Annotated in this window: 30 protein-coding genes; 18 read left to right on the top strand and 12 right to left on the bottom strand. The window is 62.4% G+C overall.

What is annotated here, in order from left to right; all coding sequences use genetic code 11:
* Positions 1 to 6: 6 nt before the first annotated feature.
* Entirely contained in the window at positions 7 to 1674 is a 1668-nt protein-coding gene (locus ACIROW_RS08440) for an alkaline phosphatase D family protein (RefSeq protein ID WP_402274101.1), read from the bottom strand.
* 384 nt (positions 1675 to 2058) lie between these two features.
* Here ACIROW_RS08440 and ACIROW_RS08435 point away from each other — a divergent pair, with 384 nt between their 5' ends.
* Together ACIROW_RS08435 and ACIROW_RS08430 are read left to right on the top strand one after the other, a co-directional pair.
* On the top strand, positions 2059 to 3261 hold the full coding sequence (locus tag ACIROW_RS08435) for an ammonium transporter (RefSeq protein ID WP_402274099.1): 1203 nt from the start codon (positions 2059 to 2061) through the stop codon (positions 3259 to 3261).
* Positions 3262 to 3448: 187 nt separating this feature from the next.
* A complete protein-coding gene (locus ACIROW_RS08430; protein ID WP_402274097.1) occupies positions 3449 to 4048 on the top strand; it encodes a LysE family translocator in 600 nt (199 codons plus the stop codon).
* Positions 4049 to 4203: 155 nt separating this feature from the next.
* Here ACIROW_RS08430 and ACIROW_RS08425 read toward each other — a convergent pair whose 3' ends face one another.
* The 4 genes from ACIROW_RS08425 to ACIROW_RS08410 are packed head-to-tail and all read right to left on the bottom strand — an operon-like array spanning position 4204 to position 7064.
* Positions 4204 to 4503 carry a hypothetical protein gene (locus tag ACIROW_RS08425; RefSeq protein WP_402274095.1) on the bottom strand — a complete coding sequence of 100 codons (300 nt, stop codon included), beginning with the start codon at positions 4501 to 4503 and terminating at the stop codon, positions 4204 to 4206.
* Positions 4504 to 4530: 27 nt separating this feature from the next.
* On the bottom strand, positions 4531 to 5271 hold the full coding sequence (locus ACIROW_RS08420) for an ABC transporter ATP-binding protein (protein WP_402274092.1): 741 nt from the start codon (positions 5269 to 5271) through the stop codon (positions 4531 to 4533).
* Entirely contained in the window at positions 5259 to 6026 is a 768-nt protein-coding gene (locus ACIROW_RS08415; RefSeq protein ID WP_402274090.1) for an ABC transporter permease, read from the bottom strand. The genes ACIROW_RS08420 and ACIROW_RS08415 overlap by 13 nt, the downstream gene beginning before the upstream one ends.
* A gap of 21 nt (positions 6027 to 6047) precedes the next feature.
* The gene (locus tag ACIROW_RS08410; RefSeq protein ID WP_402274088.1) at positions 6048 to 7064 is read right to left on the bottom strand and encodes an ABC transporter substrate-binding protein; all 1017 of its coding nucleotides are present in this window, start codon (positions 7062 to 7064) and stop codon (positions 6048 to 6050) included.
* A gap of 303 nt (positions 7065 to 7367) precedes the next feature.
* On the opposite strand from ACIROW_RS08410, the gene ACIROW_RS08405 reads away from it, so the two are divergent.
* From ACIROW_RS08405 to ACIROW_RS08380, 6 genes are all read left to right on the top strand, one after another.
* Positions 7368 to 8651, top strand: coding sequence for a SpoIIE family protein phosphatase (locus tag ACIROW_RS08405; RefSeq protein WP_402274086.1), 1284 nt, complete (start codon positions 7368 to 7370; stop codon positions 8649 to 8651).
* 5 nt (positions 8652 to 8656) lie between these two features.
* Complete coding sequence (locus tag ACIROW_RS08400) at positions 8657 to 9229, top strand: SiaB family protein kinase (RefSeq protein ID WP_402274084.1); 573 nt, start codon at positions 8657 to 8659, stop codon at positions 9227 to 9229.
* Between the two features lie 74 nt (positions 9230 to 9303).
* Positions 9304 to 9693, top strand: coding sequence for a DUF1987 domain-containing protein (locus tag ACIROW_RS08395; RefSeq protein ID WP_402274081.1), 390 nt, complete (start codon positions 9304 to 9306; stop codon positions 9691 to 9693).
* Positions 9693 to 10403, top strand: coding sequence for a GGDEF domain-containing protein (locus ACIROW_RS08390; protein WP_402274079.1), 711 nt, complete (start codon positions 9693 to 9695; stop codon positions 10401 to 10403). Before ACIROW_RS08395 ends, ACIROW_RS08390 begins: the two co-directional genes overlap by 1 nt.
* A gap of 94 nt (positions 10404 to 10497) precedes the next feature.
* The gene (locus ACIROW_RS08385) at positions 10498 to 11076 is read left to right on the top strand and encodes a TetR/AcrR family transcriptional regulator (protein ID WP_402274077.1); all 579 of its coding nucleotides are present in this window, start codon (positions 10498 to 10500) and stop codon (positions 11074 to 11076) included.
* Positions 11077 to 11145: 69 nt separating this feature from the next.
* The gene (locus ACIROW_RS08380) at positions 11146 to 11874 is read left to right on the top strand and encodes an SDR family oxidoreductase (RefSeq protein ID WP_402274075.1); all 729 of its coding nucleotides are present in this window, start codon (positions 11146 to 11148) and stop codon (positions 11872 to 11874) included.
* A 50-nt stretch (positions 11875 to 11924) separates the two neighbouring features.
* Here ACIROW_RS08380 and ACIROW_RS08375 read toward each other — a convergent pair whose 3' ends face one another.
* On the bottom strand, positions 11925 to 13013 hold the full coding sequence (locus ACIROW_RS08375) for an NADH:flavin oxidoreductase/NADH oxidase (protein WP_402274073.1): 1089 nt from the start codon (positions 13011 to 13013) through the stop codon (positions 11925 to 11927).
* Positions 13014 to 13118: 105 nt separating this feature from the next.
* Here ACIROW_RS08375 and ACIROW_RS08370 point away from each other — a divergent pair, with 105 nt between their 5' ends.
* Positions 13119 to 13415, top strand: a complete 297-nt coding sequence (locus ACIROW_RS08370) for an ArsR/SmtB family transcription factor (protein WP_402274070.1) — start codon at positions 13119 to 13121, stop codon at positions 13413 to 13415.
* Positions 13416 to 13447: 32 nt separating this feature from the next.
* Here the strand turns inward: ACIROW_RS08370 and ACIROW_RS08365 are convergent, their stop codons facing one another.
* From ACIROW_RS08365 to ACIROW_RS08355, 3 genes are read right to left on the bottom strand one after another with little or no spacing between them, the layout of a single operon-like run.
* Positions 13448 to 14128 (bottom strand): hypothetical protein, encoded by a 681-nt coding sequence (locus ACIROW_RS08365; RefSeq protein WP_402274067.1) that lies wholly within the window; start codon positions 14126 to 14128, stop codon positions 13448 to 13450.
* Positions 14129 to 14172: 44 nt separating this feature from the next.
* Entirely contained in the window at positions 14173 to 15423 is a 1251-nt protein-coding gene (locus tag ACIROW_RS08360) for a helix-turn-helix domain-containing protein (RefSeq protein WP_402274064.1), read from the bottom strand.
* Between the two features lie 19 nt (positions 15424 to 15442).
* Entirely contained in the window at positions 15443 to 16372 is a 930-nt protein-coding gene (locus ACIROW_RS08355) for a cation diffusion facilitator family transporter (RefSeq protein WP_402274062.1), read from the bottom strand.
* A gap of 140 nt (positions 16373 to 16512) precedes the next feature.
* On the opposite strand from ACIROW_RS08355, the gene ACIROW_RS08350 reads away from it, so the two are divergent.
* Positions 16513 to 18138, top strand: a complete 1626-nt coding sequence (locus ACIROW_RS08350) for a DUF342 domain-containing protein (protein WP_402274060.1) — start codon at positions 16513 to 16515, stop codon at positions 18136 to 18138.
* Positions 18139 to 18149: 11 nt separating this feature from the next.
* Positions 18150 to 18545: a hypothetical protein gene (locus ACIROW_RS08345; protein ID WP_402274057.1), complete on the top strand. Its 396-nt coding sequence runs from the start codon at positions 18150 to 18152 to the stop codon at positions 18543 to 18545.
* 3 nt (positions 18546 to 18548) lie between these two features.
* On the opposite strand, the gene ACIROW_RS08340 is transcribed toward ACIROW_RS08345, so the two are convergent.
* Positions 18549 to 18992 (bottom strand): PaaI family thioesterase, encoded by a 444-nt coding sequence (locus tag ACIROW_RS08340; RefSeq protein WP_402274055.1) that lies wholly within the window; start codon positions 18990 to 18992, stop codon positions 18549 to 18551.
* Between the two features lie 45 nt (positions 18993 to 19037).
* Complete coding sequence (locus ACIROW_RS08335) at positions 19038 to 19889, bottom strand: LysR family transcriptional regulator (RefSeq protein ID WP_402274052.1); 852 nt, start codon at positions 19887 to 19889, stop codon at positions 19038 to 19040.
* 152 nt (positions 19890 to 20041) lie between these two features.
* On the opposite strand from ACIROW_RS08335, the gene ACIROW_RS08330 reads away from it, so the two are divergent.
* The 5 genes from ACIROW_RS08330 to ACIROW_RS08310 all read left to right on the top strand — a co-directional run bounded on the left by ACIROW_RS08330 (position 20042) and on the right by ACIROW_RS08310 (position 23497).
* On the top strand, positions 20042 to 21037 hold the full coding sequence (locus ACIROW_RS08330; RefSeq protein WP_402274050.1) for a bile acid:sodium symporter family protein: 996 nt from the start codon (positions 20042 to 20044) through the stop codon (positions 21035 to 21037).
* A gap of 115 nt (positions 21038 to 21152) precedes the next feature.
* Positions 21153 to 21524 (top strand): VOC family protein, encoded by a 372-nt coding sequence (locus tag ACIROW_RS08325; RefSeq protein ID WP_402274047.1) that lies wholly within the window; start codon positions 21153 to 21155, stop codon positions 21522 to 21524.
* 110 nt (positions 21525 to 21634) lie between these two features.
* Positions 21635 to 22333, top strand: coding sequence for a helix-turn-helix transcriptional regulator (locus ACIROW_RS08320; RefSeq protein WP_402274045.1), 699 nt, complete (start codon positions 21635 to 21637; stop codon positions 22331 to 22333).
* 78 nt (positions 22334 to 22411) lie between these two features.
* Complete coding sequence (locus tag ACIROW_RS08315; protein ID WP_402274043.1) at positions 22412 to 22864, top strand: DUF2325 domain-containing protein; 453 nt, start codon at positions 22412 to 22414, stop codon at positions 22862 to 22864.
* Positions 22865 to 23002: 138 nt separating this feature from the next.
* Entirely contained in the window at positions 23003 to 23497 is a 495-nt protein-coding gene (locus ACIROW_RS08310; protein WP_402274042.1) for a hypothetical protein, read from the top strand.
* An 80-nt stretch (positions 23498 to 23577) separates the two neighbouring features.
* Here ACIROW_RS08310 and ACIROW_RS08305 read toward each other — a convergent pair whose 3' ends face one another.
* Entirely contained in the window at positions 23578 to 24114 is a 537-nt protein-coding gene (locus ACIROW_RS08305) for a carboxymuconolactone decarboxylase family protein (protein WP_402274040.1), read from the bottom strand.
* Positions 24115 to 24319: 205 nt separating this feature from the next.
* On the opposite strand from ACIROW_RS08305, the gene ACIROW_RS08300 reads away from it, so the two are divergent.
* Together ACIROW_RS08300 and ACIROW_RS08295 are read left to right on the top strand one after the other, a co-directional pair.
* On the top strand, positions 24320 to 25258 hold the full coding sequence (locus ACIROW_RS08300; protein ID WP_402274038.1) for an AraC family transcriptional regulator: 939 nt from the start codon (positions 24320 to 24322) through the stop codon (positions 25256 to 25258).
* A 275-nt stretch (positions 25259 to 25533) separates the two neighbouring features.
* On the top strand, positions 25534 to 26580 hold the full coding sequence (locus ACIROW_RS08295; protein WP_402274036.1) for a hypothetical protein: 1047 nt from the start codon (positions 25534 to 25536) through the stop codon (positions 26578 to 26580).
* Positions 26581 to 26648: the final 68 nt, after the last annotated feature.

Raw genomic sequence — 26648 nt, 5'->3', positions numbered from 1 at the left:
ATCCGCTTACACCTCCGGCGCGATCTCCACGCCATACAATTTGCTTCCCTCGACATTGTGCAAAGACACCGTCATGACCTTGGTCCTGGCATCGATCTTGGCGATGCCGAAAAACTGAAACAGATCCGCCGGCGAGCGGTTCTGTTTCATGTCGGCGGGAATGCTCACATAACGCACGTCCGGCCCGAACGTCCGGTCTATCTCGCCGGGGCCGAAGGTGCCTGCATGCAGTGGCCCGCCGACAAATTCCCAGAACGGCTTGAAGTCGGTGAACTGCGCCTTCTCCGGCAGGTAGTAAGTCGCCGATGCGTAGTGCACATCGGCCGTCACCCACACCACGTTCTTGATGTTGTGGCGTTTGATGAAGCGCAGCAGCTCCGCGACCTCCAGCTCGCGCCCGGACGGCTTGCCGTTGTCGGCATTGGCCCACGCCTCGAAGGTGCCCTGCGGTACATCCGCATTCAGGTCGGGCACGACGATGGAAATCGGCATGTCGCTGGCGATCACTTTCCATGTCGAGCGTGAGCGCAGCAGCGCCTGCTTGATCCAGCGCATTTGCGCCGCACCGAGGAAAGCCGCGTCCTGTCCTTGCAGCGGCTGGCGATTCGGCGAATTGGCGCCGCGGTAGCTGCGCTCGTCGAGCATGAACACTTCCAGCAACGGTCCGTAGTTGAATGAACGATAGATGCGCTCAGGATCGGCGACGTCGATGCGGAACGGGTTGTACTCGAACATCGCCTGCCGTGCGCGCTGCTTGAGCACATCCAGCTCGCGCTCCTGATAGCGCTTCTCCGCTGCGCCGATCACCTGGCCCGGATACCAATTGTTGCGCACCTCGTGGTCATCCCACTGCACCAGGAACGGCACCTCGGCCATGAAGCGCTTCTTGTTGGCGTCCATCAGGTTGTAGGCGAAGTTGCCCCGATAGTCGTCGAGCGTCTGCGCGACCTTGGACTTGGCCGGCGTCACCAGATTGCGCCAGATGCTGCCGTCATCGAGCTTCACTTCGGCCTGGATCGGACCGTCGGCATAAATCTGGTCGCCCGAATGGATGAAGAAATCCGGCTTGAAGCGGCGCATGGTTTCATACACGCGATAGCCACCCCAGGCTTCGTTGATGCCCCAGCCCTGCCCGGCCTCGTCGCCGGAAAACGCGAAGCTGATGTCACGCTCACCGCCGCCGGGAATGATCAGGCTGCCGGTCACCGGCGCACTCCATGCCGACTCATGCTGCAAGTCCTGAAAGCGCAGGCGGTAATACAGCCGCTGCGACACCGGCAAGCCGCGCAGATCCACACGCGCGGTGTAATCGTTGCGCGCCAGCGCGGCGGGACCGGCAACCGTGACCGCGTTCTTGAAATTCTCATGTACCGAATACTCCACCACCATGCGCGCCGCACGATCGGTGCGGCTCCACAGCATCGCCGCATCGCGCGTGATGTCGCCGCTCATGGCGCCGCTGTCGACCTGCGGGCGCAAGCGTTCCGAGGTCACAACGGCAGGCGCCTGCTGGGCGAATGCGGACGTCAGCGAACCTGCGCTCAACAGCGCGCCGGCGCCGAGCGCCGCATCACGCAGAAAATCGCGGCGTGAAGGCGGAGACAAAGGTGCTGACGGGGACGAAGGCAATGATGGTGAAGACGGCGAAGAGGAAGATGCTGCATCGTCGGACATGGCGGACTCCTTGGCTGATCACATGGGAAATTGCAATGTAGCAATGCAATGTGACCGTTCCATGAACAAATGCCGACCTGTGCAGACCCGGGATCACTCGTATTGAGATTCTCGATGTTGCTCCACCCAAACCCTGAATGACTTCCGTTCCCTGCCAATAAACCTGGCGAGACGCCAACATTTGCGCAAGCGGCTCGTTTTTGACGACGCACCAAGCGGACGCATCATTTCGCACGATTTACGTGCGATTTCCACGCGGCTCCAGGAACCTCAAAAAAATCCCTTTTAAATTCAGTCGCTTAATAATTTGCACCGAAATGGAATGAAATTTGCTTAATAGAGTGCTTTTAAAATATTTTTGCACAATTATTGGGAGATTTTTCTGTGGATGATCACAAAAATGGTGCCGATGCGCTCTTCATTTTGCTCGGCGCAATCATGATTCTGGCGATGCATGCCGGCTTTGCCTTTCTGGAACTGGGCACCGTGCGACGCAAGAACCAGGTCAACGCGCTGGTCAAAATCCTCGCAGACTTCGCGGTATCGACCATTGCCTACTTTTTCGTCGGCTATTACGTTGCCTACGGCGTCAGCTTTTTCAGCGGCGCCGAAGTCCTGTCGGCGCGAAGCGGCTTTGAACTGGTGAAGTTTTTCTTCCTGCTGACCTTTGCAGCCGCCATCCCGGCGATCATCTCCGGCGGCATTGCCGAGCGCTCCAAATTCTATCCACAACTGATCGCCACCGCAGTGCTGGTCGGCCTGGTGTATCCGTTCTTCGAAGGCATCGCCTGGAACCAGCACTTCGGCGTGCAAGCCTGGATCAAGAACGCATTCGGCGCCGAGTTCCACGATTTCGCCGGCTCCATCGTGGTCCACGCCGTCGGCGGCTGGATCGCGCTGCCTGCAGTGTTGTTGCTGGGCGCGCGACGCGGACGCTACACCAAGGACGGCAATATCGCCGCGCACCCGCCGTCGAACATCCCCTTCCTCGCACTGGGCGCCTGGATCCTCACGGTAGGCTGGTTCGGCTTCAACGTGATGAGCGCACAAACTCTCGACAAGATGAATGGCCTGGTCGCGCTCAATTCGCTCATGGCGATGGCCGGCGGCACACTGGTGGCGCTGGTGATGGGCAAGAACGATCCGGGCTTCGTCTACAACGGTCCGCTGGCGGGACTGGTGGCGGTATGCGCAGGCTCCGACCTGATGCATCCGCTGGGCGCGCTGGTCACCGGCGGCATCGCCGGCGCGATCTTCGTCTGGATGTTCACCCGCACGCAAAACAAATGGAAGATCGACGACGTGCTCGGCGTATGGCCGCTGCACGGCCTGTGCGGCGCCTGGGGCGGACTGGCGGCCGGCATCTTCGGCGCCAAGGCGCTGGGCGGCCTGGGTGGCGTGTCCTTCATGGCGCAGCTGTGCGGCTCGCTGCTCGGCATCGCCATCGCCGTCATCGGCGGCTGGATCGTCTACGGCTTGCTCAAGAAAGCCATCGGCATCCGCCTCGATCCGGAACAGGAATTCGAAGGCGCCGATCTGTCGATCCACAAGATTTCGTCGACGGCGGAGCGGGACACCAGTTGGTGATGGACAATGAAAATCAAGTAGGCGGCACCGACATCCAAGGGCGTGACAGGCAAGCTGCACGCCCTGTTTGATATTCAATATCAACAGCATGTCATATACTGCCTGACAACAATAAGATCTCTCGCTCTGCGTGCAAACCGTACCGCCCTGCGATCGCATTCGCACACACTGACCGGCTCTGATCTTCATGTCTTTTGATTTCCACTCTTTTGTCTTCTTGCTCAGTGTCGCGGTGATTCTGCTGACACCGGGCCCCACCAACACCCTGCTGGCTTTGGCCGGTTTGGGATTGGGCATCCGGCGCGCCCTGCCCTTGCTCGCCTTTGAGTTGGCCGGATACCTTCTCTCAATTTCACTGTGGGGTATATTGCTGGCGCCAATCCAGGTGCAATTTCCATGGATTGCCACGCTGGTTAAAGTCGCCAGCAGTGGCTACCTGGCCTATACGGCAATCAAGGTCTGGCGTGACGCCAGGTTATTGCAGACGCCGCAACAAAGAAGCATCACGCCAAGAATATTGTTTGTGGCGACCCTTCTGAATCCGAAAGGACTGCTGTTCGCATTGGTGATCTTTCCACCGCACGCATTCGAAACCTTGCCGGCGTACGCACTCGCGATGGTCCCTTTTACCTGCCTGTTGGCGCCGATAGGCGCTCTCTGGATCAGCGTAGGTAGCGCATTGAATACCAAGCGCCTGAGCTTCATTGGTCCCCGCAAGATTCAGCAAATAAGTTCGGTAGCGCTGGGGATGTTCTCCGCACTCATCGCCTGGACGGCGTTTCGATAAACATTGCCGCGAGGAGGGAGAGCGCTTCTTTGATACTGTATTTACAAGCGCTGTTGCAAACAAACCCGGTCAAAGAAAAAGCCACCCCTTGAGGTGGCTTTTTCTTTTCAAGAGACACGCCATGATGTCGCGCGAACGCTTCCATTCCTCACTGCTCACGCCCGCATGTAAGCCCAACCCTCGGCCTGACGCTGCGCGATATGCAACACCGCCGCAGCCACCACGCTCACGCCGTCCGGTGCGGTGAACAGATTTGCTTCCAGCGTGTTGCGACAGATGCGTAGATGACTATCGAGCGGGGATGGCGTATCCAGCGCAGCAGCGACCGCGCCGGCATTGATCACCAGTTCGACCTGCGCGGTGGGCGCCTGCTTGAGCAGATTGGCGAGATTGCGGCGGCCACGTTCAAGGGCGCCGGGGGTGGGAGCGTGAATGATCAGTCGCAGGTTTTCCATGGAGGTCTCCAGTAATAGTCGCGGATCTTATTCCACACCCAGCCATGACGACAGATGCGTAACGTACTGAGCGAATTCAGCCGCGTTGCGATCGCGCGGGCGCGGCAGATCGATGTGCAGGTTTTCCACCACGGTGGCCGGGCGATTGCCGAGCACCACGACGCGGTCGGCCAGGTACACCGCTTCCTCAATATCGTGGGTGACGAACATGACGGCCGAATTGGTCGCCTGCCAGATGCGGATCAGCTCGGTCTGCAGGTTGCGCCGGGTGAGCGCGTCGACCGCGCTGAACGGTTCGTCCATCAGCAGGATGTCCGGCTTGACCGCCAGCGCGCGTGCGATGCCGACCCGTTGCGCCTGGCCGCCGGAAAGTTGATGCGGCCAGCGATCGTGCAGGTCGGCGAGACCGGTCAGTTGCAATGCTTCGGCCACGCGTGCAGCGCTTTCCTGGTTGTCGATGCCGAGCGTCTCCAGCCCGTAGGCGATGTTGGCATCCACGGTGCGCCACGGCAGCAGGCGGCTGTCCTGGAACACGATGGCGCGCCGGCGGCGGCCGGGACGTTGCGGCAGGTTGAAACGCATCTCGCCGGAGTCGGGCGTCAGCAAGCCGGCGGCGGTGCGCAGCAGCGTCGACTTGCCGACGCCGGAACCGCCGACGATGGCGACGAAACTGCCGGCCTCGATGTCCAGTGACAAGTCCTGGATCACCGGCGTGGTCGCGCCCGGATGAGAGTAGGACAACTGGTCGAATTCGATTACGGACGCCATGCCAGCACCTTCCTTTCGAACAGGACGTAGAGCAGATCGGTGGCCGCGTACACCGCAGAAATCGCCAGCATGTAGACCACCACCGCATCGTAGGCGCCGACGCCGGCGGCGGCGTTCATCTCCTGGCCCATGCCGGGGACGCCGAGCAGCTCCGCCGCGATCAATGTCATCCAGGCCTGGCCGATGCCGGTGCGGATGCCGGCCAGCAGGCCGGGCGCAATCGCCGGCAGCGTGATGCTGACGGAGCGGCGCCAATAGCCGCCCTGGCCGAAGCTGCGCGCCAGTTCATAAAAGCGCGGATCGATGTTGCGCACCGCGCTGTAGGTGGCGAAATAGTTGACCCAGAACACGCCGATGGCGACCACGAAGGCGGCGCCGGCGTGACTGACCTTGAACCAGGCGATGGCGAACACCACCCAGGCCAGTGGTGGAATTGGCCGCAGGATGCGCGTCACATACGCTTGCAGCATGTCGAAGCGCTGCACCGTCGCTGCCGCCAGGCCGACCACGATGCCCGCCAGCGCACCGAGGCTCAGTCCCCACACGTAATGAATCATGCTGGAGCCGATCGCCGGCAACAGCCGGTCGCTTTCCCATTCAAGCCGGAAGGCCTCGGGCAGCAGAAAGGGATCGGGCAGGATACCGGGATTGACCCAGCCGAACACGCCGACTGCCTTCCACAGCAGCACGAACAGGACCACGCCGGCAACGCCGTAGGCGATGCGCGTCGGCAGGGAATAGGTGCGAGTCAGCATGGTCGTGCGGCGCTCGCTGCATCAATGCGCGGCGGCATCGTAGAAGGTGGTATTGAACATCTTGGGCACATCCACTGCAGGTCCGGACAAGGTGCCCGTATCGGCCTGGAATTTCTGCAGCGCCAGCGTAGCGGGAATGATGGTGTTCGGATCGGCGACGAACTGGCCCTTGGAACTGCGGATCGCCTGCTCCACCAGCTTGACCGGCAGGCGACCGCCGCCGACGTATTTCTGCACCATCGGCGCAGCCTTGGCCGGCTCGTTCTCAAGCAGCCTGGTGGCGGAAATATGCGCGGCGAGCAAGGCCTTCACGAACGCCGGTTGTTCGCGCAGTATCTTTTCGCGCACCAGCAGGACCGCGCCGGGTTGCTTGGGAAACAGGTCGGAGCCGCGCGCGATGACCTTGGATTTGGGCGACTTGCCGAGCACGTTGGTGGTGGTCGGTTCGAGGATCACGGCGCCATCGATGGCGCCGGTCAGCAGCGATTCCTGGATTTGCGATTCGCCCTGATAGATCAGCTTCAGTTGCGAGACGTCGGCGCGGATCCGGTTGCGCAGCCAGTATTGCAACGCGGCTTCCGGTACGGCGCCCTTCGGATAGCTGGCGACGATGGCCTGGCGTCCCTTGTCCTTGGCAAAGCGCGTGAACGCCGAAGCCGCCGCAGCCGGATCGCCCGAAGCGAAGTAAGGCGCCAGTTCGCCGAGTGCGACGAAGCTTACCTGTTCAACGATATTGGACGCCACCACCTTGATGTCGGCGCCCTTGGCGCGCGCCACCAGCGCCGGGCCGATGCCCACGTACGCAACGTCAAGCTGGCCGGCCAGCAGCGCCTGCACCATGGCGGGGCCGCTCTGGAACTGGACCAGCTTGGGCGCGCCACCGTCTTTCGGGAAAGTGCCTTGCTCCAGTGCAATGAACAATTGCGCATCGGGAATGATCGGCATGTAGCCGACTTCGATCGGCGCGGACACGGCAGACTGGGTGCCGGCCACTGCAAACATCAGCGGCAGCACGACCCGGATGAACAATCGCTTCATTTTTTTCTTTCCCGATAAGAAGTAAGCGCAATCGACGCAGCCGGTGATTATAGAGGAATCCGTCTGCATGTCTTTGCGGTCATACTCCGGTAAAAATCGCTCCCTAAAATCCCGGTCAAGCGCAATTTGCATTGCACCTACCGGAGCCGGCGGTCGGGAAACATACCGGCACCATATTTCTTCCCCTTTCGCTTCCCTGACGTCCGCGGCCTACTGCGCGCGCGACGCTTGCGAAGGTCATATCGTTGTCATACAAGCTGATTAAAATTGCATGTTAAACAACATGTTTTGCTTATCCGGGATATGAACCAGCCTCACACCGATTTCAGCCTCACGCCGATGATGGGCCGTCACCTGCAGCAGCCGACGGCCGACGCCCTGGCGGTGAACGTGCCGGTGATCACGTTCGAGGAAAACAACGCCACGGTGCTGGAAGTCTTCAGCCGCCATCGCGAACTGGTGAGCCTGCCGGTGCTCGAGAACGAACATCCGATCGGGCTGATCAGTCGCAATATTTTCATGTCGCAGATGTCCAAGCCGTATCACCGCGAGCTGTATGAAAAGAAGAGCTGCATCGCGTTCATGGACAAGGATCCGCTGATCGTCGAAGTCGACACGCCCATCGAGACGCTTGGCGCGCTGGCGGTTGCCTCGGGTGACAAGACATTGGCCGACGGCTTCCTGATCGTCGACGGCGGCAAGTTCGCAGGGCTCGGCTCGGGCCTCGAACTGATGCGCATGCTGGTCGAGCTGCAAGCGGAAAAGAATCGCCAGGTGATGCAAAGCATCGACTACGCCAGCGTCATCCAGCGCGCCATGCTGAGCGCCTCGCGCGCGGCAATGGCGCAGGCCATCGGCGACGCCTGCCTGGTGTGGGAACCGCGCGACGTGGTCGGCGGCGATTTCTATCATCTGGAATGTTTCCCCGACGGCTGGTTTGCCGCAGTCGCGGACTGCACCGGGCATGGTGTGCCGGGCGCCTTCCTGACCCTGATCGCCTCGTCATCCATCAAGCAGGCGCTGGAGCAGCACGGTCCGCGCGACCCCGCGCTGGTGATGGGCGAAGTCAACCGCAGCATGAAGCAGGTGCTGGGGCAGCACGCGGCTGCAACACAGTTGTCCGAATCCGATGACGGCATGGATGCCTGTTTCTTCTGGTTCGATGCAGGCTCACAGCGGCTGACCTGCGCCAACGCCAAAATGTCGCTGCTGACGCTGCAGCCCGGTGCAGACCTGCTGCAGACCTTCGACGGTGAGCGCACCGGACTCGGTTACGTCGACACGCCCGACGACATGCAATGGAGCAATCGCGAGGTGCAGCTAAGCGACGGCGCCATCGTCATGATCGCCACCGACGGCATCATCGACCAGATCGGCGGACCGAAGAACATTGCCTACGGAAAACAGCGACTGCGCAAGGCCTTGCTGGAGCATCGCGCCCTTCCGATGCCGGAAGTCGGTAAAAAGATCATGGAAGAACAGCGCCTCTACCAAGGCCAGCAACGCCGTCGCGACGATCTGACCTTTTTCGGCTTCCGCGTGGGCGACTCCGTTATCAACCATCCACCAGGCAGCAGAACAGCATGAGCGGCATGAACAATATTCAAAAGCAGTGGGATGATTTCCACAGTTACGTCGAGCGACGCGACGTCATTTTCTATTACGTCGGCTATTTTTCGCAGACCATCATTGCGGCCATGGCCGATGCGGTCAAGCTGCGCGTCGAGCATGCCGGCGCGGTGGCGCAGACGCGCCGCAAACTGTTTTCCTCCTTTATCGAGATGGCGCAGAACATCGTGCATTACTCGGCGGATTCGTATGAGAAGGAAGGCAACAGCGAGGCCTCCATGCGGCATGGCGCAGTATTCATTTCGCTGACCGACGAACGCTATTACCTGCACTGCGCCAATCCGGTCAATGCGGACGTGGCGGAGAAACTGCGCGAGAAGCTGGAACATCTGCGCTCGCTGACCATCGACGAGATCAAGCTCGAGTACAAGGAAACGCTGCGCGCCGAAACGCCTGCCGACAGCAAGGGCGCGGGACTGGGATTTCTGACGATGGCGCGCGATGCCAGCGCGCCGCTGGAGTTTGAATTGTCACCGGCGAGCGGCCAGGGCAAAGACCACGGCACCTCGATGTTTTATTTGCGGGCGACCATCTGAGGACGCGCAACACATCAGAAAACAAAAAAACAACGACGGGCGCCACCGCCTGTCTGCCTATCAAGAATGAGCATATGGATAATTTATTTATAGCGGCAAGCCCGAGTTCCCCCGAAGTCGATTTTCGTTTCGACGAGCGGCGACTATCGCTGAAGGGCGAATCCTATCCGGAGAACGCGGCGCAATTCTGGGGCGACATCATTGCCGCGCTGCGCAGCTTCCTGACCGCGGATACCGACGCAACGGCGGTCACGGTCAACGTCGCGCTGGCCTACTTCAACAGTTCCAGCACCAAGATGCTGTTCTCGCTGTTCGGCGCGCTCAACGACAAGGCGAAAGCCGGCACCGAGATCGTGCTGAACTGGTACCACGACGAAGACGACGACACCATCTTCGAGTTCGGCCAGGAATTGATGGAAGACTTCCCTGACCTGGTGTTCAACGATCACGCGGTGAAAAGCTGATGAGCGACATCGACCTGTTTGAAGCCGAAACGGCCGTGCTGGCCAACGCCAACGATGTGCTGGCCAGCGAGGTCGTCAGCGCCAATGAGTATCGCGTCGCGCTCAAGGAACTGGTGCAAGGTTATGGCCAGCTAATGCGCGAAAGCCGGCGCCTGATAGCGCGCAGCGACCGCACCGAGCGCGAACTCAACCTGCTCAACTCACGCCTCAAGCAACTCAGCGACGAGCTCGACTACAAGGCCAGGCACGACAACCTGACCGGCGCGCTCAATCGCGGCGCGGTGTTCGACCTGGCGCATCGTTTCCTGGAGGATTCGTCACTGTCGCTGATCGTGCTCGACATCGATTTCTTCAAGCGCATCAACGACGAGTTCGGCCATCCTGCCGGCGACGCGGTGATCCGCGAGCTGGTGAACCGCCTGCGCAAGTCGCTGTGCGGCAAAGGTGAAATCGGCCGCGTCGGCGGTGAGGAATTTACGGTGCTGCTGCGCAACGCTTCGCTGGACGACGCAGTGCAGCTGGCGGAAAAAGTCAGGCTGACGATTGCGGGAGAATTGTTTTCCTGCCTGCCGTCGCGTCCCGTGACGGCCAGCTTCGGCGTGTCCTGGAGCAAGGCCGGCAGCGACTTTGAAGATGCCTATGCGCGCGCCGATGCGGCGCTGTACCAGGCCAAGCACGGCGGCCGCAATCGGGTTGAGCGCGATAGTTAATTCGCAGGTATTTCCATGGCTGCAAGCTTTCATATTCAAACCAACGTTGCCGTCAATTATTGACAGATCGTTCCAGAACATTTAAGCTCCGCTCATGGCCCGATCCAAAGAATTCGATCGCGACGTTGCGCTGGCGCGTGCGATCGCTGTTTTTTCCCAGCACGGTTTCGAAGGAACCTCGACGGAAGCATTGCTCGTTGCGATGGATATCCGTCGTCAGAGCCTGTACGACACGTTCGGCGACAAGTGGAAACTCTATCTCGAAGCATTGGAGCGGTACGCCTCGGACAGCATCGGGGCACAGCTTGTGGCGCTCGAAAGCGCAGCCGACGGCAAGGCCGGAATGACGGCCTTACTGACGCATGCCGTGGCGCGCGCGCTGGAAGACAGCCAGCCTTCGTGCCTGGGGATTTCGGCCATTTGCGAATTCGGCCGCAGTTCACCAGAGGTTGTCGGCCTGACCGACACCATGGGCCGGCTGCTGACGCGCGCAGTTGAACGCCGCGTGCGCGAAGCCATTGACGCCGGCGACTTTGCCGCCGATCTCGATGTCGCAAACGCAGGCCAGTTCGTGTTGGCGACCCTGACCGGCATCAAAGTCGCAGCACGCGCAGGCGCATCCGAGGCTATGCTGGCCGGCATCGCAGACATGGCGCTGCGCAGTTTTCGTTAATGAGGCGCCTGGACGCGTCTCGTTTTTTTTGCTTTATTTTGGACTAATCAGTCAATTAAGGAGAAGTACATGGCTCAACAACTTTCCGGCCGTCGCGCCTTCGTCACGGGCGGCTCGCGCGGCATCGGCGCCGGTATTGTTCGCCGCCTTGTGGCCGACGGCGCGCGCGTGGTGTTCACCTATGTTGCATCGCCGGAGCGTGCCCAGGCCCTGGAAGCGGAACTGGACGGACGCGCGATCGCGTTGCGCGCGGACAGCGGCGACGCCCCGCAATTACGGGAGGCCGTCGCCAAGGCGGCTGTCATGCTGGGTGGATTGGATATTCTGGTCAACAACGCCGGCATCCTGATCCGGGGCAACGTCGCCGATTACGCCCAGGAGGACTTCGACCGCATGCTCGACGTCAACGTGCGCGCATCTTTCGTCGCGATCAAGGCGGCGCTGCCGCATATGAGACGCGGCGGGCGCATCGTGAACATTGGCAGCATGGTGGCCGACGTGGTGAGGTTTCCCAACGGTTCGATCTATGCGCTCACCAAAGGTGCGATCGCTTCGTTTACCCGCGGTCTGGCGCATGATCTTGGTCCGCTCGGGATCACCGCCAACAACGTGCAGCCGGGACCAACCGACACCGAAATCGTCAGCGCGGAAGTGCGTACTGCGCTGCAACCAATGATGCCGGTCGGCCGCATGGGGCGCGATAGCGAAATCGCCAGCCTGGTGGCGTGGCTGTGTTCGGAAGACGCTGCGTTCATGACCGGCGCGTCGATTACCGCCGACGGCGGTTTCGCGGCCTGATCGAGGCCTCATGATTGCAGCCGGCGCAGCTTGCCCGGCTGCAGTTCCGATCAGTAGCGCTCGAGCCAGTGCGCGTACGGCGCCGGCAAGGTCCACGACGCCCGTTCCACACCCAGTTCCTTCGCTGCGAAATAGCCCCAGTGCGGATTGGCCAGATGCGCGCGGCCGACCATGACGAGGTCGAGCTGCTGCTCCTTGACCACGCGCTCGGCGATCTCCGGCGTACCGAAACCCCAGGCCGACGACACCGGCACATCCGCTTCGCGGCGCACGCGTTCAACGATCGGTGCGAGGAAAGCCGGTCCCCAGGGAATCGAGGTCTCAGGAATGGTGAAGCCCATCGTGACGCTGATCATGTCCATGCCGGATGCCTTGAATTCGCGCACCAGGCCGATCGATTCCACCAATGTCTGTTCGTCGCGGCCGTCGTACTCGAGCACGCCGAAACGCACGGTCAGCGGCAGGTTTTCCGGCCACACTTCACGCACGGCGCGCAGGGTTTCGAGCAGGAAACGGCTGCGGTTTTCGACGCTGCCGCCGTAGATGTCGTCGCGCTGGTTCGAGTGCGCCGAGAAGAAGGTTTGCGCCAGGTAGCCGTGCGCGAAATGCAGTTCCAGCCATTCGAAACCGACCTCGCGCGCACGCACGGCGGCATCGACGAAGTTCTGGCGCACGCGGGCGATGTCGTCCAGCGTCATGGCGCGCGGCACCTTCGGCAAACCCTTGCCGTAGGCGATCGCCGACGGTGCGATGGTTTCCCAGCTGCGCGGATCGTTGTCCGCCATGTGGTCGTCGCCCTCCCAAGGACGGTTGGCACTGGCCTTGCGACCTGCGTGGGCGATCTGGATGCCTGGTACTGAACCGGCAGCCTTGATTTCGCGCACAATCGGCGCGAAGGCTTGCGCCAACTCATCCGACCAGATGCCGGTACAGCCCGGCGTGATGCGGCCTTCGGGCGCTACCGCAGTTGCCTCGACCACCACCAGGCCGGCGCCGCCGCGCGCCATGGCGGCGTAATGCGACAGGTGCCAGTCGTTGACCTTGCCGTCGATGGCGGAGTATTGGCACATCGGCGGCACCGCTATGCGGTTGCGCAGGGTGACGTCTTTGAGCGTGAAGGGCTGGAACAATGCAGACATGAGAAACCTTTATAGATAGCGAGGGTGACATCGGTCGATTTGGTTCGTTATTTCGAATATATACGAACAATGGAACAATTATAACCCAAGGTGTATCATGTCCGCATGCGTCCCTACAAACACCCTGCCGCCGACGAGCTTGCCCTTGAGCGCGTGCTCTACGCCCTGAGCGACTCCATTCGTCTGGACATCGTGCGGCATCTGGCGCGCGTGGAAGCCGCAACCTGCGGCGAACTGGACGGCGGTCGACCGAAGTCGACCGTGTCGCATCACTTCAAGGTATTGCGCGAAGCCGGCCTGGTGCTGACCGAAACCACCGGCACCAGCCACATGAACACACTGCGCCGCGCCGACATCGACAGCCGCTTTCCGGGATTGCTGACGGCGATCCTGGCGCAGTAACCGCCCTCCGCCGTTCTCCTTTCCTCAGTACCTCAGGCGGCCACGCCTTTCGGACGCCGCACGGCGCGCACTTTTCCGCTGGCGCCCCCGCCGCAAAAGAACAGATCGGCGCCGTTGGATTCCAGTCCGCTGACACCGGTGTCGCGCGGCATCGCCAATCGTTCGATGACGGCGCCGCTGGCCGGATCGATGCGACGAATTTCACTTTCTTCTCCTTCCCAGGTGCCGTGCCACAGCTCGCCGTCGACCCAGGTCACGCCCGTGACGAAGCGGTTGGAATCGATGCTGCGGATCAGCTTGCCGGTGGCCGGATCAATCTGGTGGATTTTGCGGTCGCGGTACTGCCCCACCCACAGGCTGCCTTCGGCCCAGGTCAGGCCGGAATCAAAGCCTTGGCCGGGCGCCGGGATCGACGCCAGCACCTTGCCGCTGGCCGGGTCGATCTTGTCGATGCGCTGCTCGGCGATCTGATACAGATAGGTGCCATCGAAAGCGGTGCCGGCGTCGCAGGCGCGCTCCAGCGTGCGCGCCGCATCGCCGCTGGCGGGATCGAAGGCAATCAGGCTGGCGCCGGTGGCGGCCCACACATTGTGGCCGTCCCAGGTGACGCCGTGCACGCGCTCGGCGCCGGGAAAGGGGCCATACTCGCGCACGATTTCTGCTGCATGCACGGCTGGTTCAGGTTTGGTTTTCACATTGCTGTTGCTGGTCATGGAGGTCTCCTGTTGATGCGCCGTGATCGGCGCGCAAGACAACTTTAGTCCATCGCCAGTGCAGCGGGGAGTAACAAGATTGTCGTGATTGCCGTGACCCCGACGCCACCCGCCAAAGGCGTCGACAGCCAACGACGCGTACGCGCCTGGCCGATGGCGTTTGCGTGGCCGGCGGCTTCCAGTCCTGCCAGCGCGCGTTGCACGGTACGCTGGCTGGCCCCGAGCGCCAACGCCAGCGCCGAGGTCGACCATGCCGCGCCGTCGGCAAGCAGCGCCAGCAATGCCGCCTGGTCGCCGGCGATGGGCGGCTCGAGGATGACGACTTCGCGCTCGCCCAGCGGCTTGAATGCGAATCCGCGCGGGGTGGCCTCGATCTGCGCCAGCGTCGCGACCAGCGCCCGCAGGCGGCCGACCTCGACACGCAAACGTGCGCGGTGCGACTCGTCCGGGCGGCGCGTATTGAAGACCCGGGCAATCAGGGTTTCGCGATCCACATCGCCAGGCCAGGCTTCGGCCAGAACGCGCGCCAGCGTGAACAGCAGCGGACGGCGCGCAAATGGCTTCCACGCCGGTCCCGGTCCCGATCCTGCCCCAATACCTCGTCGGCAAGCGTCAATTACCAACGCGTCCGAGACCATCAACGCAGCGACTTCATCCAGCCGCAAGGTTTGTTCACGGCCTGCGGAAACGCGCCTGGCTGCCGGTCGACCAAGCACGGACTGTGCTTCGGCCACCTCGGCCAGCAACGCCGGCACGCCGGCACGCGTCGCCGCGTCGTGTGCACGCGCCAGCGCCGCCTGGGCGACGGTCATCTGCAACGACCGCAATGCCAACTCCGCCGCTATCAGCGCCGTCACCGTCGCCAATGCAGGCGGCAGGCCGCGCGCATCGAGCCGCACCAACGCTGCTTCGGCCTGCTCCAGACGGCCAAGCAACACCAGCCTGCGTACCGCAATCAATCGCGCCTGCAAGGCATTGGCGCGATCCCCATGCGCATCCAGCGTGACCGTGGCGGCAGCCAATGCGCGCGGCGAACTGCCGATGTCGCGCACGGCCAGCGCCACTTCCGCTTCGGCGACGACACAACGGGCGCGCGCCAGTTCTTCGTGCGTGCCAAAACCACGGGCGGCGCGGCGCAACAGTTCCCGTGCGCGCGGATGTTCGCCGAGCTGGGCCATGGCGATGCCGCGCAAGGCCAGCGCAGGAGGATCGTCGCGCAAGGCGACGCGCTTGAGCGCGCCAAGCGCGTCGCCGGCGGCAAGCGCCCGTGCGGAAGCGGCGATTATCGAATCCATGTGTTGTCGTCAGCAGACATCAGCGAACATCAGCGGACTCCGCTGCAGCGTCCGGCTCCACCGGATCAACGTGGGTCATGACGTCCAGCACGTGATGCTGCTCCATGACGCGCCGGCGCGCCAGCGTGGCGATGGCATGTCCCTCGGTCACGGTCTGCCGGCCATCCAGTTCGAGGTGCACGTCGACGATGGTGAGGTCGCCCATCTTGCGCGTGCGCAGATCGTGCACGCCGAACACGCCGGGTGTGTCCAACAGCGTGCGGCGGATCGCCTGCGATTCCTCTTCCGACACCGCCTTGTCCATCAGGTCGTTCAGCGCGCGCCAGAAAAACACCGCGCCGGTACGCACGATCATGAGGCCGACGATCAACGCCGCGATCGGGTCGAGCAAGGGGAAGCCGAGCAGGTTGCCGGCGATGCCCAGCGCCACCACCAGCGACGACACGGCGTCCGAGCGCGCATGCCAGGCGTTGGCCACCAGCATGCTGGAACGCACGCGCTCGGCGACGCCCAACATGTAGCGGAACAGTATTTCCTTGCTGACCAGCGTCGCCAGCGCCACCCACAACGCTGCCAGATGGACCTGCGGCACGGTCGGCGCCTGCAGCTTGAAGAAGGCGGAGATCAGCATGCCGATGCCGACCGCCAACAGCGCACCGCCGAGCGCCAGAGAAGCAGCCGTCTCGAAGCGTTGATGGCCGTATTGATGATCGGCGTCGGCGGGATTGCGGCTTTGGCGCGCCGCGAACAACACGACGAAGTCGGCCACCAGATCCGACAGCGAATGCACGCCGTCGGCGACCAGCGCCTGCGACCCCGAAAACAGTCCCGTGATGATCTGCAACGTGGTCAGTACGATGTTGACGACAATACTGACCATGGTGCTCTGACGCCCTGCGAGATAACGCTGGTCGGCGCTCCCAGTGTCGTTTTTTTGGATAATTAGCATATTGACAATTCACACTTTTGAGCCTAAACAACCCTTGTACTTAACGGCGATTTACAGGATCATCTTGCCACATAACAATTCACCTAAAGGAACCGGAAATCCTGCCGATGAGCTCTGCACAAGGACTTCCGAGAAATAACATGGAACAATCAAGCCCGCAATCGCTGTCGCTCAACTTCGACAGAGTCAGCGGAGAACTGCTCGCTGCATTCACCCCGGTTGCGGGTGTTCAAGTCCCGAATCTCGTGATGCTGAAACAAATCCTCACCGACGGCGGCTTCACCAAGCTGTACATCGATGAAGCGGCGCTCGGCGATTTCGCCGCCAAGATCGCCGACGGCAAGGAAGCCCATTCGCAAAAGATCGGCGAGCGGCGCGACGGCGAGTTCCTGGTGGAAGTCTCGGACGATTTCATGGAAGCCTATCTGACGCTGGTGCCGCCGCAAGGCGGACGCGCGCGCGCCGTCGAAGTCGTCAATGAAATCCGCGCCCAGGGCATCACCCAGGGCATCCTGCACGAAAAGCTGCGCGGCGCGCTCGCCACCGGCCACTGTTCCAAGCTGCTGATCGCGCGGGGCGAGGATCCGGTGCAGGGCGAACACGCCCGCTTCGAGGCCCTGCTCGACAAGAAGGAAGAAGAACTCGCCGAAATCGACGACGACGCCGTGGTGCATTACGCCGACCTCGGCCACTTGCTGCTGATCAACGTCGGCGATCCACTGATGCGGCGCACGCCGCCGGTGCCGGGCGTCAACGGCGTCAACATCAAGGGCCAGGTAGTGCCGGCGCTGCCGGTTCCCGACCTCGGTTTCAACAAGGACTGCGTCGGCGCCGAACCCTCCAAGGACGATCCCGACCTGCTGGTCGCCGCCATCGCCGGCCAGCCGCAACTGATCACCAACGGCGTCAAGATCAATCCCATCGTCGAGATCGAAGATGTCGACCTGAGCACCGGCAACGTCGAGTTTTCGGGCACGGTCAAGATCAAGGGCGACGTCAAGACCGGCATGCGCCTGCGCGTGTCGGGCGACGTCTTCGTCGGCGGCACGGTGGAAGCGGCCGAGATCATTGCCGGCGGCAACATCACTGTCAAGGGCGGCATCATCGGCCACGCTGAAACCCAACCCGGCATGGCCTCCATCGTCGCCAAGGTCAAGGCCGAGGGTTGCGTGCAGGCATTGTTCGCCGAAAGCGCGCACATCGAAGCGGGCGACAGCATCATGCTGGCCGGCAATGCGCGCCAATGTGAAATGCTGGCCGGCAACGAGATCCTGGTCGGCAAGACCAATCCCAAGCTGGGCCAGATCATCGGCGGTCGCGCCCAGGCCACCATGCTGATCAAGGCGGTCGCGTTCGGCTCATCGAGCGCCGCCACCACCAAGATCCAGGTCGGCCTCGATCCCTATCTGGAAGAAAAGCTGCGCGCCAAGGAACAGGAATTCCAGAAGAAGCTCGACGACCTCAACCGCGTCATCAAGCAGCTCGCCCACTACAAGCAGAATCCCGAAAAGGCGCGCAACGGCGCCGGCGAAGAGGCCGAACTGAATCGCAAATTGCTGGCGCAGGAGGTCAAGGACCTGGTGGCCGAACAGAACGAGATGAAGGAAGACCTGGTCGCGGCGGAATCGGCGCGCATCGTCGCCGTCAAGACCGTCTACGAAGGCGTGGAAATGCGCATCGCCAAGCAGGTCTGGCAAGTACTCAGCGACCTCGGCGGCGGCACCGCGCAGCTGCAGGGCGGCAAGATTTCCTTCGGCGGCAAATAAGGAAACGAAGCATGGCCGATTTACCCTTGCTGGACGGCGCCGGCTTGCGCGTCCTGGCCGAACGCAGCGCGGCCGTGACGGCCGCCTGCGCCTGCAACGAAGCGTCCCTCGCAGCATGGACCAGCACGCCGCTGTCCTTTCCCGAAACGCAGCTGCAGGACATCGGCACCCTGCTGCCCGATCCCTACGACGAACCCGGCTTCACCGAATACCACCCCGACGGCACCCGTTATGAATCGGCCGACGCGCCGGTGGCGCCGCGCCACTTCCCCTACAACCGCTGCAATGTCGCCGCGTGCAAGGTCTGCGGCCGCTGCTTCCTGCGCTATACCGAAGCCGGCGGTTATTTTGTCGACCGCCGCATTCGTGCGCTTAACCGGCCGGAGCTGGTGGTTGACGCTGCCTAGGCCCTAGGCTTTCATGCGCATCGCAGTGATGATGCCGTAGGCGCACAGCGTTTCTTTGCCGTTGCGCACCGCGCCCACTTCGATCTGGCAGATGGTCAGCGTCCTGCCGCTCTTGACCACCCTGCCGCGGCCGATGAAATATTCCCCCTGCGCCGGCGCCAGCAGATTCAGCTTGAGTTCCGTGGTCAGCACTTCTTCGCCGGCATCGAACAGGCTCATTGCCGCATAGCCCCCGGCAGTGTCGGCAATCGTCGTGCTCATGCCGGCGTGCAGGAAACCGTTCTGCTGGCCCAGTTCGGGGCGAAAATCGAGACGGATCTCAACCAGCCCGGGCGCCACGCTATGCAGCCGTGCACCGATGGTGCGCAGGGCGCCCTGCCGTGAAAAACTCTCCTCGACGCGGCGGACCATGTCCGCATCCACTACTTGCGTAAGCGTTCCTGTCATCGTTGTCTCCTGTATTTTTTTGTTCGTCGATGCTAACGCATTTTTTCACTTCGGCGCATGCAGTTCGCTCGCCATCAATATCTGGTACAGCGTATCGGCCGGCCGGCTCAGGCGTTTGGCGGTCAGCGCCACGTACTCGACATCGGGAAACACCGGCAAGCTGGCGTGGTTGACCGGCAGGCTCAGTTCGCGTGACGCCAGGTGCTGCGGCAGCACGGTCAGCCCGAGGCCGCCGCGCGCCGCCGCCATGCAACCGGCGTGGCTGCCACTGGTGCAGACGATGCGCCAGTGACGGCCTGCCGCCCCCAACGTAGCCAGGATCGCCGCGCGCGTCACGCTCGGTTCGGGCAGCAGGATCAGCGGCAAGGGTTGCGTCAGGTCGACCACGGTTTCCGGCCGCGCCAGCCATACCAGCGGCACGCGGAACATGGCCTGCCCGCGTTGTTCGCCGGGACGGCGCTTGCCGACGATCAGATCGAGGTCGCCGTTGTCGAGGCGCTGGTACAGCTCGCCGGTGAGACCCATGGTGATTTCCAGCTCGACCTCGGGATGCTTGTTGCGGAACGCCGCCAGCATGTCCGGCAAGGGGCCCATCGCCAGATCATCCGGAGCGCCGAAGCGGACACGTCCACGCAACCTCGGCGCGGTGAACTGGGCCTCGGCGCGGGCGTGCGCTTCGAGGATCAGGCGCGCGTGCACCAGCAGGCTTTCGCCGTCTGCAGTCAGCGCCAGCGAATGCGTATCGCGCACGAACAGCCGCCGGCCGCTGCCTTCCTCGAGGCGGCGGATGTGGTCGCTCACGCTCGACTGCGTCAGCCCGAGCCGGCGCCCGGCCTCGCTGAAACTGCTGGAAGCGGCCACCGTGGTGAAGGTCTTGAGCCAGACGGGATTAAACATGGGTGCTCCTGACGAAGCTGCAAACTTGCTTATCGGTATATCCGATCACAGTTCACATGATTAAAGGGGTTCCCGATGATAGGCCTTTTTTCTATCATGTGGCAAAGGCTGTGTCGCCTTGCACCTCTTCGTTGCCCCTCTTCCTTGCCATCATGAAACGCTACCTGCCCGACACCTTCACCTGGATGCTGCTCAGCACCGTCCTGCTCGCCACGCTGCTCCCGGCCACGGGCCGCTTCGAGGACTTCATGCACCTGGCCAGCAACGCCGCCATCGCGCTGCTGTTCTTCCTGCACGGCGCGCGGCTGTCGCGCGAAGCGGCGCTGTCCGGCTTCAAGCAGCCGCGCCTGCACCTGCTGACGCTGGCCTGTACCTTCGTGCTGTTTCCGTTGCTGGGGCTGGCGCTGCATGCGCTGTTTCCCGGCCTGCTGACGCCGGAGCTGTGGCTGGGCGTGCTGTTCGTCTGCACCCTGTCGTCGACCGTGCAATCGTCGATCGCCTTTACCTCGATTGCACGCGGCAACGTGCCGGCGGCGATCTGCGGCGCCACCGCCTCGAACCTGCTGGGGATCGTCTTCACGCCCATCCTGGTGACGCTGCTGCTGCATCGCCACCAGGACGGCGGCGGCCTGCAACAGGTCACCGGCATCCTGCTGCAACTGCTGCTGCCATTTGTGCTGGGCAACGTGCTGCGTCCCTGGATCGGCGACTGGGTGCTGCGCAAGAAAAGCCTGCTGGCAGTGGTCGACCGCGGCGGCATCCTGCTGGCGGTGTATGCGGCGTTCAGCGTCGCGGTGGCGCAAGGCGTATGGCATCTGTTCCCGCCGCAACAACTGGCGCTGCTGGTGCTGGTCAACGCCATCCTGCTGGGCGGCGTGCTGACGCTGACCACCTTCGGCAGCCGCGCACTGGGCTTTGCACGCGCCGATGAAATCGTGCTGGTGTTCTGCGGCTCGAAGAAATCGCTGGCCTCGGGCATCCCGATGGCCTCGGTGCTGTTCAGCAGCAGTGGGGTGGGCGTCGTCCTGTTGCCGATCATGGTGTTCCACCAGATGCAGCTGATGCTGTGCGCGATACTGGCGCGGCGCTATGCGGAACGTCAGGATGCTGACTTGGCCGCCGCCGACGGCAAGGCGCAAACCGCCTGATTGCCCACCAAAGCCCGCCCTGAAAGCCTACTGACAGGATGGTGTCAGTAGCCCTGGATCATGATGTCTTCCATGCCCTCCGGCATATCTCTCAACCAAGAAAAAGGAAGACATCATGACAACGCAAATCAACTGGTTCGAAATCCCCGTCACCAACCTGTCGCGTGCGACCAAGTTCTACGAAGCCGTGTTCAACGCCAAGCTGCACGTCGAAACTGATTTCGACTCCGCGCCGATGGCGATCTTCTACAACGCCGCCAAAGAAAGCTGCGGCTGCCTGACCCAGACCCAGGCCTTCAAAGCCAGTACCGACGGCGTACTGGTCTACCTCGACGCCGGCGCATCGATCCAGCAAGCGATCGACCGCGTCGCACCCGCCGGCGGCAAGGTCGTGCTCGACAAGCTGGAACTGCCGAAGCAGCTCGGCTACATCGCCCACTTCATCGACACCGAAGGCAACCGCATCGCTTTGCACGCGATGCAATAAAAGAAGCAACTAGCGAAAGAAGCAGATGCCCGCCACTCGCCAAAGATCGTGGTGGGCGGCGCCTGCGACTCATGCCAGAATGGCAGCCATTCCACTTCCTGCCAGAACCGATGCGCCGAGCCGACCGCCTGTTCCAGATCACCCAGTACCTGCGCGGGCGCCGGCTCACCACGGCGCGCCAGCTGGCCGATTGGCTTTCGGTGTCCGAGCGCACCGTGTACCGCGACATCCGCGACCTGTCGCTGTCGGGCGTACCGGTGCAGGGCGAAGCGGGAGTCGGCTATCGCATCAACAAGACCGGTTTCGACCTGCCACCGCTCATGTTCTCGCCTGACGAAATCGATGCGCTGGTCATCGGCATGCGCATGGTGCAGGCCTGGGGCGGACCGCAACTGGCGGCATCGGCTGCGGCGTCGCTGGCCAAGATCGTGCTGGCGCTGCCCAAGGACAAGCGCGACTTCGTCGAGAACACCGCCTTGTTCGCACCCAGCTTCCACATCGACCAGGCCCACGGCGAGCGGCTGGAAGAAATCCGCCAGGCCATCGGCAGGCGCTGCACGCTGCAACTCGATTACATTGACGCCCGTGGACAGGCCACGCAGCGCATCGTGTGGCCGCTGGCGCTGTACTTCTGGGGCGGCGGCTGGTCGATCGCCGCGTGGTGCGAAACGCGCGGCGACTTCCGCTCGTTCCGGCTCGACCGCGTGCGTGCGATGACGCCGGCGCACACCTACCCGGATGAGAGCGGCAAGCGCCTGGCCGACTTCGTGCGCGCGGTGCGCAAATCTCAGTATCAGGATTCCGCATAACCAGATGCTGATTTCTTCGTTCGCATCGGCGCGGCTTCGGTTTAGTCTGCAAGTCACGACAACCAGGCCGAGGTCTCCATGCACCGCGCGACGAACAAGAACAACTCTGCTTCTGCTTCTACTCCCGCTTTTGCCTCCGCTTCTTCTGCTATTGCAGCCGCAACCAGCTTCAGCCTGGCCGACCGCTGTGTCTTGTGCGTCGGCGGACTGACCGGCGCGCGCAATCATTACCGCCACGCCATCGAGGAACGCCAAGGGAAATTCATTCACCACGACGGCGGCCGGGAAGACAGCCTCCATCGCCTGCAACCGATGCTCAACGGCGCCGACATGGTGCTGTGTGCATCGGGTAACATCAGCCACAACGCCTATCACCTGGTCAAACAGCTGTGCAAGAAAATGGGCAAGCCCTGCGTCATGGTCAAGGGTACCGGCATTGCCTCCTTCATCGACGGGCTCGGCAGCCTGAGCGGCAAGTTGTCGTCTTCGCAACGCGGCGAGACGGTGCTCAAGTCGGGCCGCCACGCCTGAGCCATCTCCGGTCCCGCCAACCCGGTTAGCAAAAAAACCAAAAGCCCCCTACAATCTGCGCAACGCATCATTACCGTTTCGATCATTCGATGGCGTCGGTGCATCATCTAGCGACGCCACGCGCACCAGGGAGTCTGTTTGAAAACCATCCATCGCATCGCGCTTGCCTGCGCGCTGCTGGCGCCGGGCCTTGCAGGCATGAACGGCGTCGCCAACGCCGCGCCCGCCGCGACCTTCGGCATTGAAGTCGGCAACGCGCTGTTGTGCCTCAACCAGCTCAACAGCAAATATTTCTACGATTACCTCTTCGAAGCCTTCGGCAAGCCGTACAAGAACGAAGGCGGCGCCTACTGGTTCAAGGCCGCCGGCAGCAATCTGTGGGGCATGGAAGTCACCGACATCCTGGTCAACGACAGCAGCAGCCCGGCTGACTTCATCGGCGCCAATATCAACGGCACGCCGCAGGCGCTGGGCGACGCCATCACAAAGAGCGTCGGCATCCGCTTCACGCTGGATGACGCCACCAAGTATTCGCTGCGCCAGTCGCAGGCCGGCAGCGTGATCGCCTACGCCGACACCAAGGCCAAGATCTACTGCGCCAAATCCAAATACCTGGTGCCGGGCAAGCAATAACGCCGGCGCAAGCAACATGCAAAAAACGGCCTCGCTTTCATGCGAGGCCGTTTTCTTTTCTGCAGTACTGATCCATCCGATCAATCTGCTGCCGGGAAATCCACCACCGTGTCGTTGACGCGGTTGAACAGATTGGTGAAGGTGATCGCCGTCACCGCCAGCAAAGTGTCGACGATCTGAGCGTCGCTGTAGCCGGCCGCCTTGACCGCCGCGACCGACGCCGCAGGCACGGTGCCGCGGGTGGTCACCAGTTCCCGCACAAACACGGTCAGCGCATCCAGTTGCGCGTCGCCGGAGGCTTCGGCGCGGCGCAGGCCGATCACGGCTTCGGCGGACAGACCCAGCTTCTTGGCCATCAGCGAATGGGCAGCGAGACAGTAGTCGCACTCGGCCGCTTCACTGACCGCCAGTTTGATGGCTTCGACCTGCTTGCCTTTGAGCGAGCTCTTGCGCAGCGCGGCGTCGAGATTGAGCGCAGCTTCCAGCGCGACCGGGCTGTTGACGCCGATGTCGGCGAAGGCGTTCGGGACTTTGCCGACCGCACCCTTGATGGCAGTGAACAATTGCGCGGCCTGGCCGGTGACGGTGGAGATGTCTTGAGTATGGAGACGGGGCATGATGCTTCCTTTCAGTGAGGGAAAATAAGAGCAAATAAGATTAACTAAGAGTTGGTTCACAACCGCCGCCGTTGCCGTTTCAGTTGCCGTTGCAATCAAGCGCGGTATGGAATGAAGTATAGGGAGTCGAAATGGAATTTTTAATGGCAAAATACGCCAATAAATTGACCAATCGTACCAATCACACTTTCCAGGCCTTTTCGCCATGAACGACGCCACCGATACCCTGAGCCGTCTGCTCCAGCTCTACCCCGTGCGCACCACGCTCGACATCCGCTGCCATTTCGGCGCGCCGTGGCAACTGCCGGAACCGACGTCGGCGCCCGGCACGGTGCGCTATCACATGATCGTCTCCGGCGACGCGCTGATGGAAGCCAACGGCGAACGCGGCGTGGTGTTGCAGGCCGGGGACATCGTGGTGTTTCCGCGCGGCAGTGCGCACACGCTGCATGCCGGCCGCGGCAAGGCGATGCCGTCGCAGGTCGCCACCGGCGGAGACGATTTGCTGATACGCGTGGAAAACGGCGGCGCCGGCGCGGCCACCGATATCCTGTGCGGCCAGTTCCATTTCGATCCCGCCGCTTCGGCGGCGCTGCTGCCGTCGCTGCCGGCGACGCTACTGGTCCGCACCGCCGGACGCACCGATTTCGCCGGGTTGCAGGCGTTGATGAGGATGCTGCAGGTCGAGACAGACACCGCTCGCCCCGGCGCCCATGCGGTGGTCACGCAGTTGTCGTCGGCGCTGTTTGCGCTGCTCATGCGCGCCTGGCTGGAACAACAGGACGCGGCAGCAACGCCCGGGCTGTTCACACTGCTGGGCTCACCGCGCCTGCAACGTGCGCTGCACTGCATGCTGGCCGAACCGGGCCGCTCCTGGTCGCTGGACGAGTTGGCCGCGGCCTGCCATCTGTCGCGCACCACCTTCGCCCGGCTGTTCCGCGCGGCGGCGGGCGCCACCCCCGGTGAAATCCTCACGCGCACCCGCATGGCGCAGGCGGCGCAATTGCTGGCCGATCGCCAGCAAACCGTGGCCGTCGTCGCCGAAGCGGTCGGCTACCAATCCGAAGCCTCGTTCAACCGCATCTTCAAGCGCCATTTCGGCATCGGCCCCGGCCAGCACAGGCGACAGGCGCGTCCGGAATAAATCCGGATTGCCATCTCCATACTTATTTAGTATCGATATATATAAATCAAGATATTTTACATAGCCAAATACGACTTCTATAATCGGCCCACAAGAAGAACAAGCATGCTCAGGGATGGATAAAGCGCCGATCAACGGCGGCATGAGCAGGAGACCGTCACCGCGCAGCATCGAGCCGTGCGCCCCGCCAGCCTCCCGCCCGCGCCGCAACTCAAGATCTGCGCCCGCCACAGTCCCTGTCGTTCCACTCCGTACAGATGCAAGGGAAGTCGATCATGGCCGTTGGCGCAAAAACCTGGAATACCGCATTGCTGGCAGCCGCCATGTCGTCGGCGTTGTCGCCTGCGGCGCATGCAAAAAAAGCCTCGGACGAAGCCGCTCCGCCGCAAGTGGTCACGCTCGGCGCCGGCGCGCAGCAATACGCTTTTGCCATCTACGCCAACAATGCGCTGGCGCAGGACAACAGCTCCATCACGCGCGCCGTCATTCTCGAACACGGCGTCAAGCGCGATGGCGATCACTACTTTGAAACCGGCCTCGCGTTCCTGCGCAAGGCCAGGCTCGACCCGGCACAGACGCTGCTGCTCACACCCAACTTCCTGACCGAAGGCGACGCCCTGTCCGACAACAAGATGGCATTGTGGCGCGGCGACAACTGGATGCAGGGACAGGATTCCACGCACGGCAAGACCGGCATCAGCTCGTTCCGCGTCTTCGACGACATCGCCACTTACCTGAGTTCGGGACGTTTTCCTGCGCTGAAGGAAATCGTCTTCATCGGCCACTCGGCCGGCGGCCAGCTGATGCAACGCTATGCCGTGCTCAACAACAGCGACGAAAGACTGAAGCAGGCCGGCATCAAGGTGCGCTATGTGATCTCCAGCCCCTCGTCCTATCTCTACTTCGACAACAACCGTCCCGGCGACAACGGCTTCGCGCCGGCCGGCGGCATCCTCTGCCCCGGCTACGACAATTATCGCTACGGCCTGGGAGAAATGATTCCCTACGGCCTCGGCGCCGACGGCAAGATCAGCGGCGAACAACTGTTCAAACGCTACGCCGCGCGCGACGTCACCTACATGGTCGGCAGCAAGGACAACAACCCCAACCACCGCTTCCTCGACAAGGCCTGCGGCGCACGCCTGCAAGGCGCCACACGCGTCGAACGGCACGACAACTACCTGCGCTACGAGCAATTCCTGGCGCAGAAGTGGAAGACGTCGGTGCACCACCCCGACTTCGAAGTGCCGGGCGTCGGCCACGAAGCGGCGGGATTGTTCGGCGCGGATATCACCGTGGAAAAAATCTTCCCGGCGAAGTAACGCATCAAGAAAAACGCAGCTCACATGAAGCGGTGAACACGGCACAACAACAATAAAGCCGGTTCAGA

The sequence above is a fragment of the Herbaspirillum sp. NPDC101397 genome, assembly GCF_044767325.1.
Classification (GTDB): Bacteria; Pseudomonadota; Gammaproteobacteria; order Burkholderiales; family Burkholderiaceae_D; genus Herbaspirillum.
This window is presented reverse-complemented; position numbering and strand designations above follow the sequence as displayed.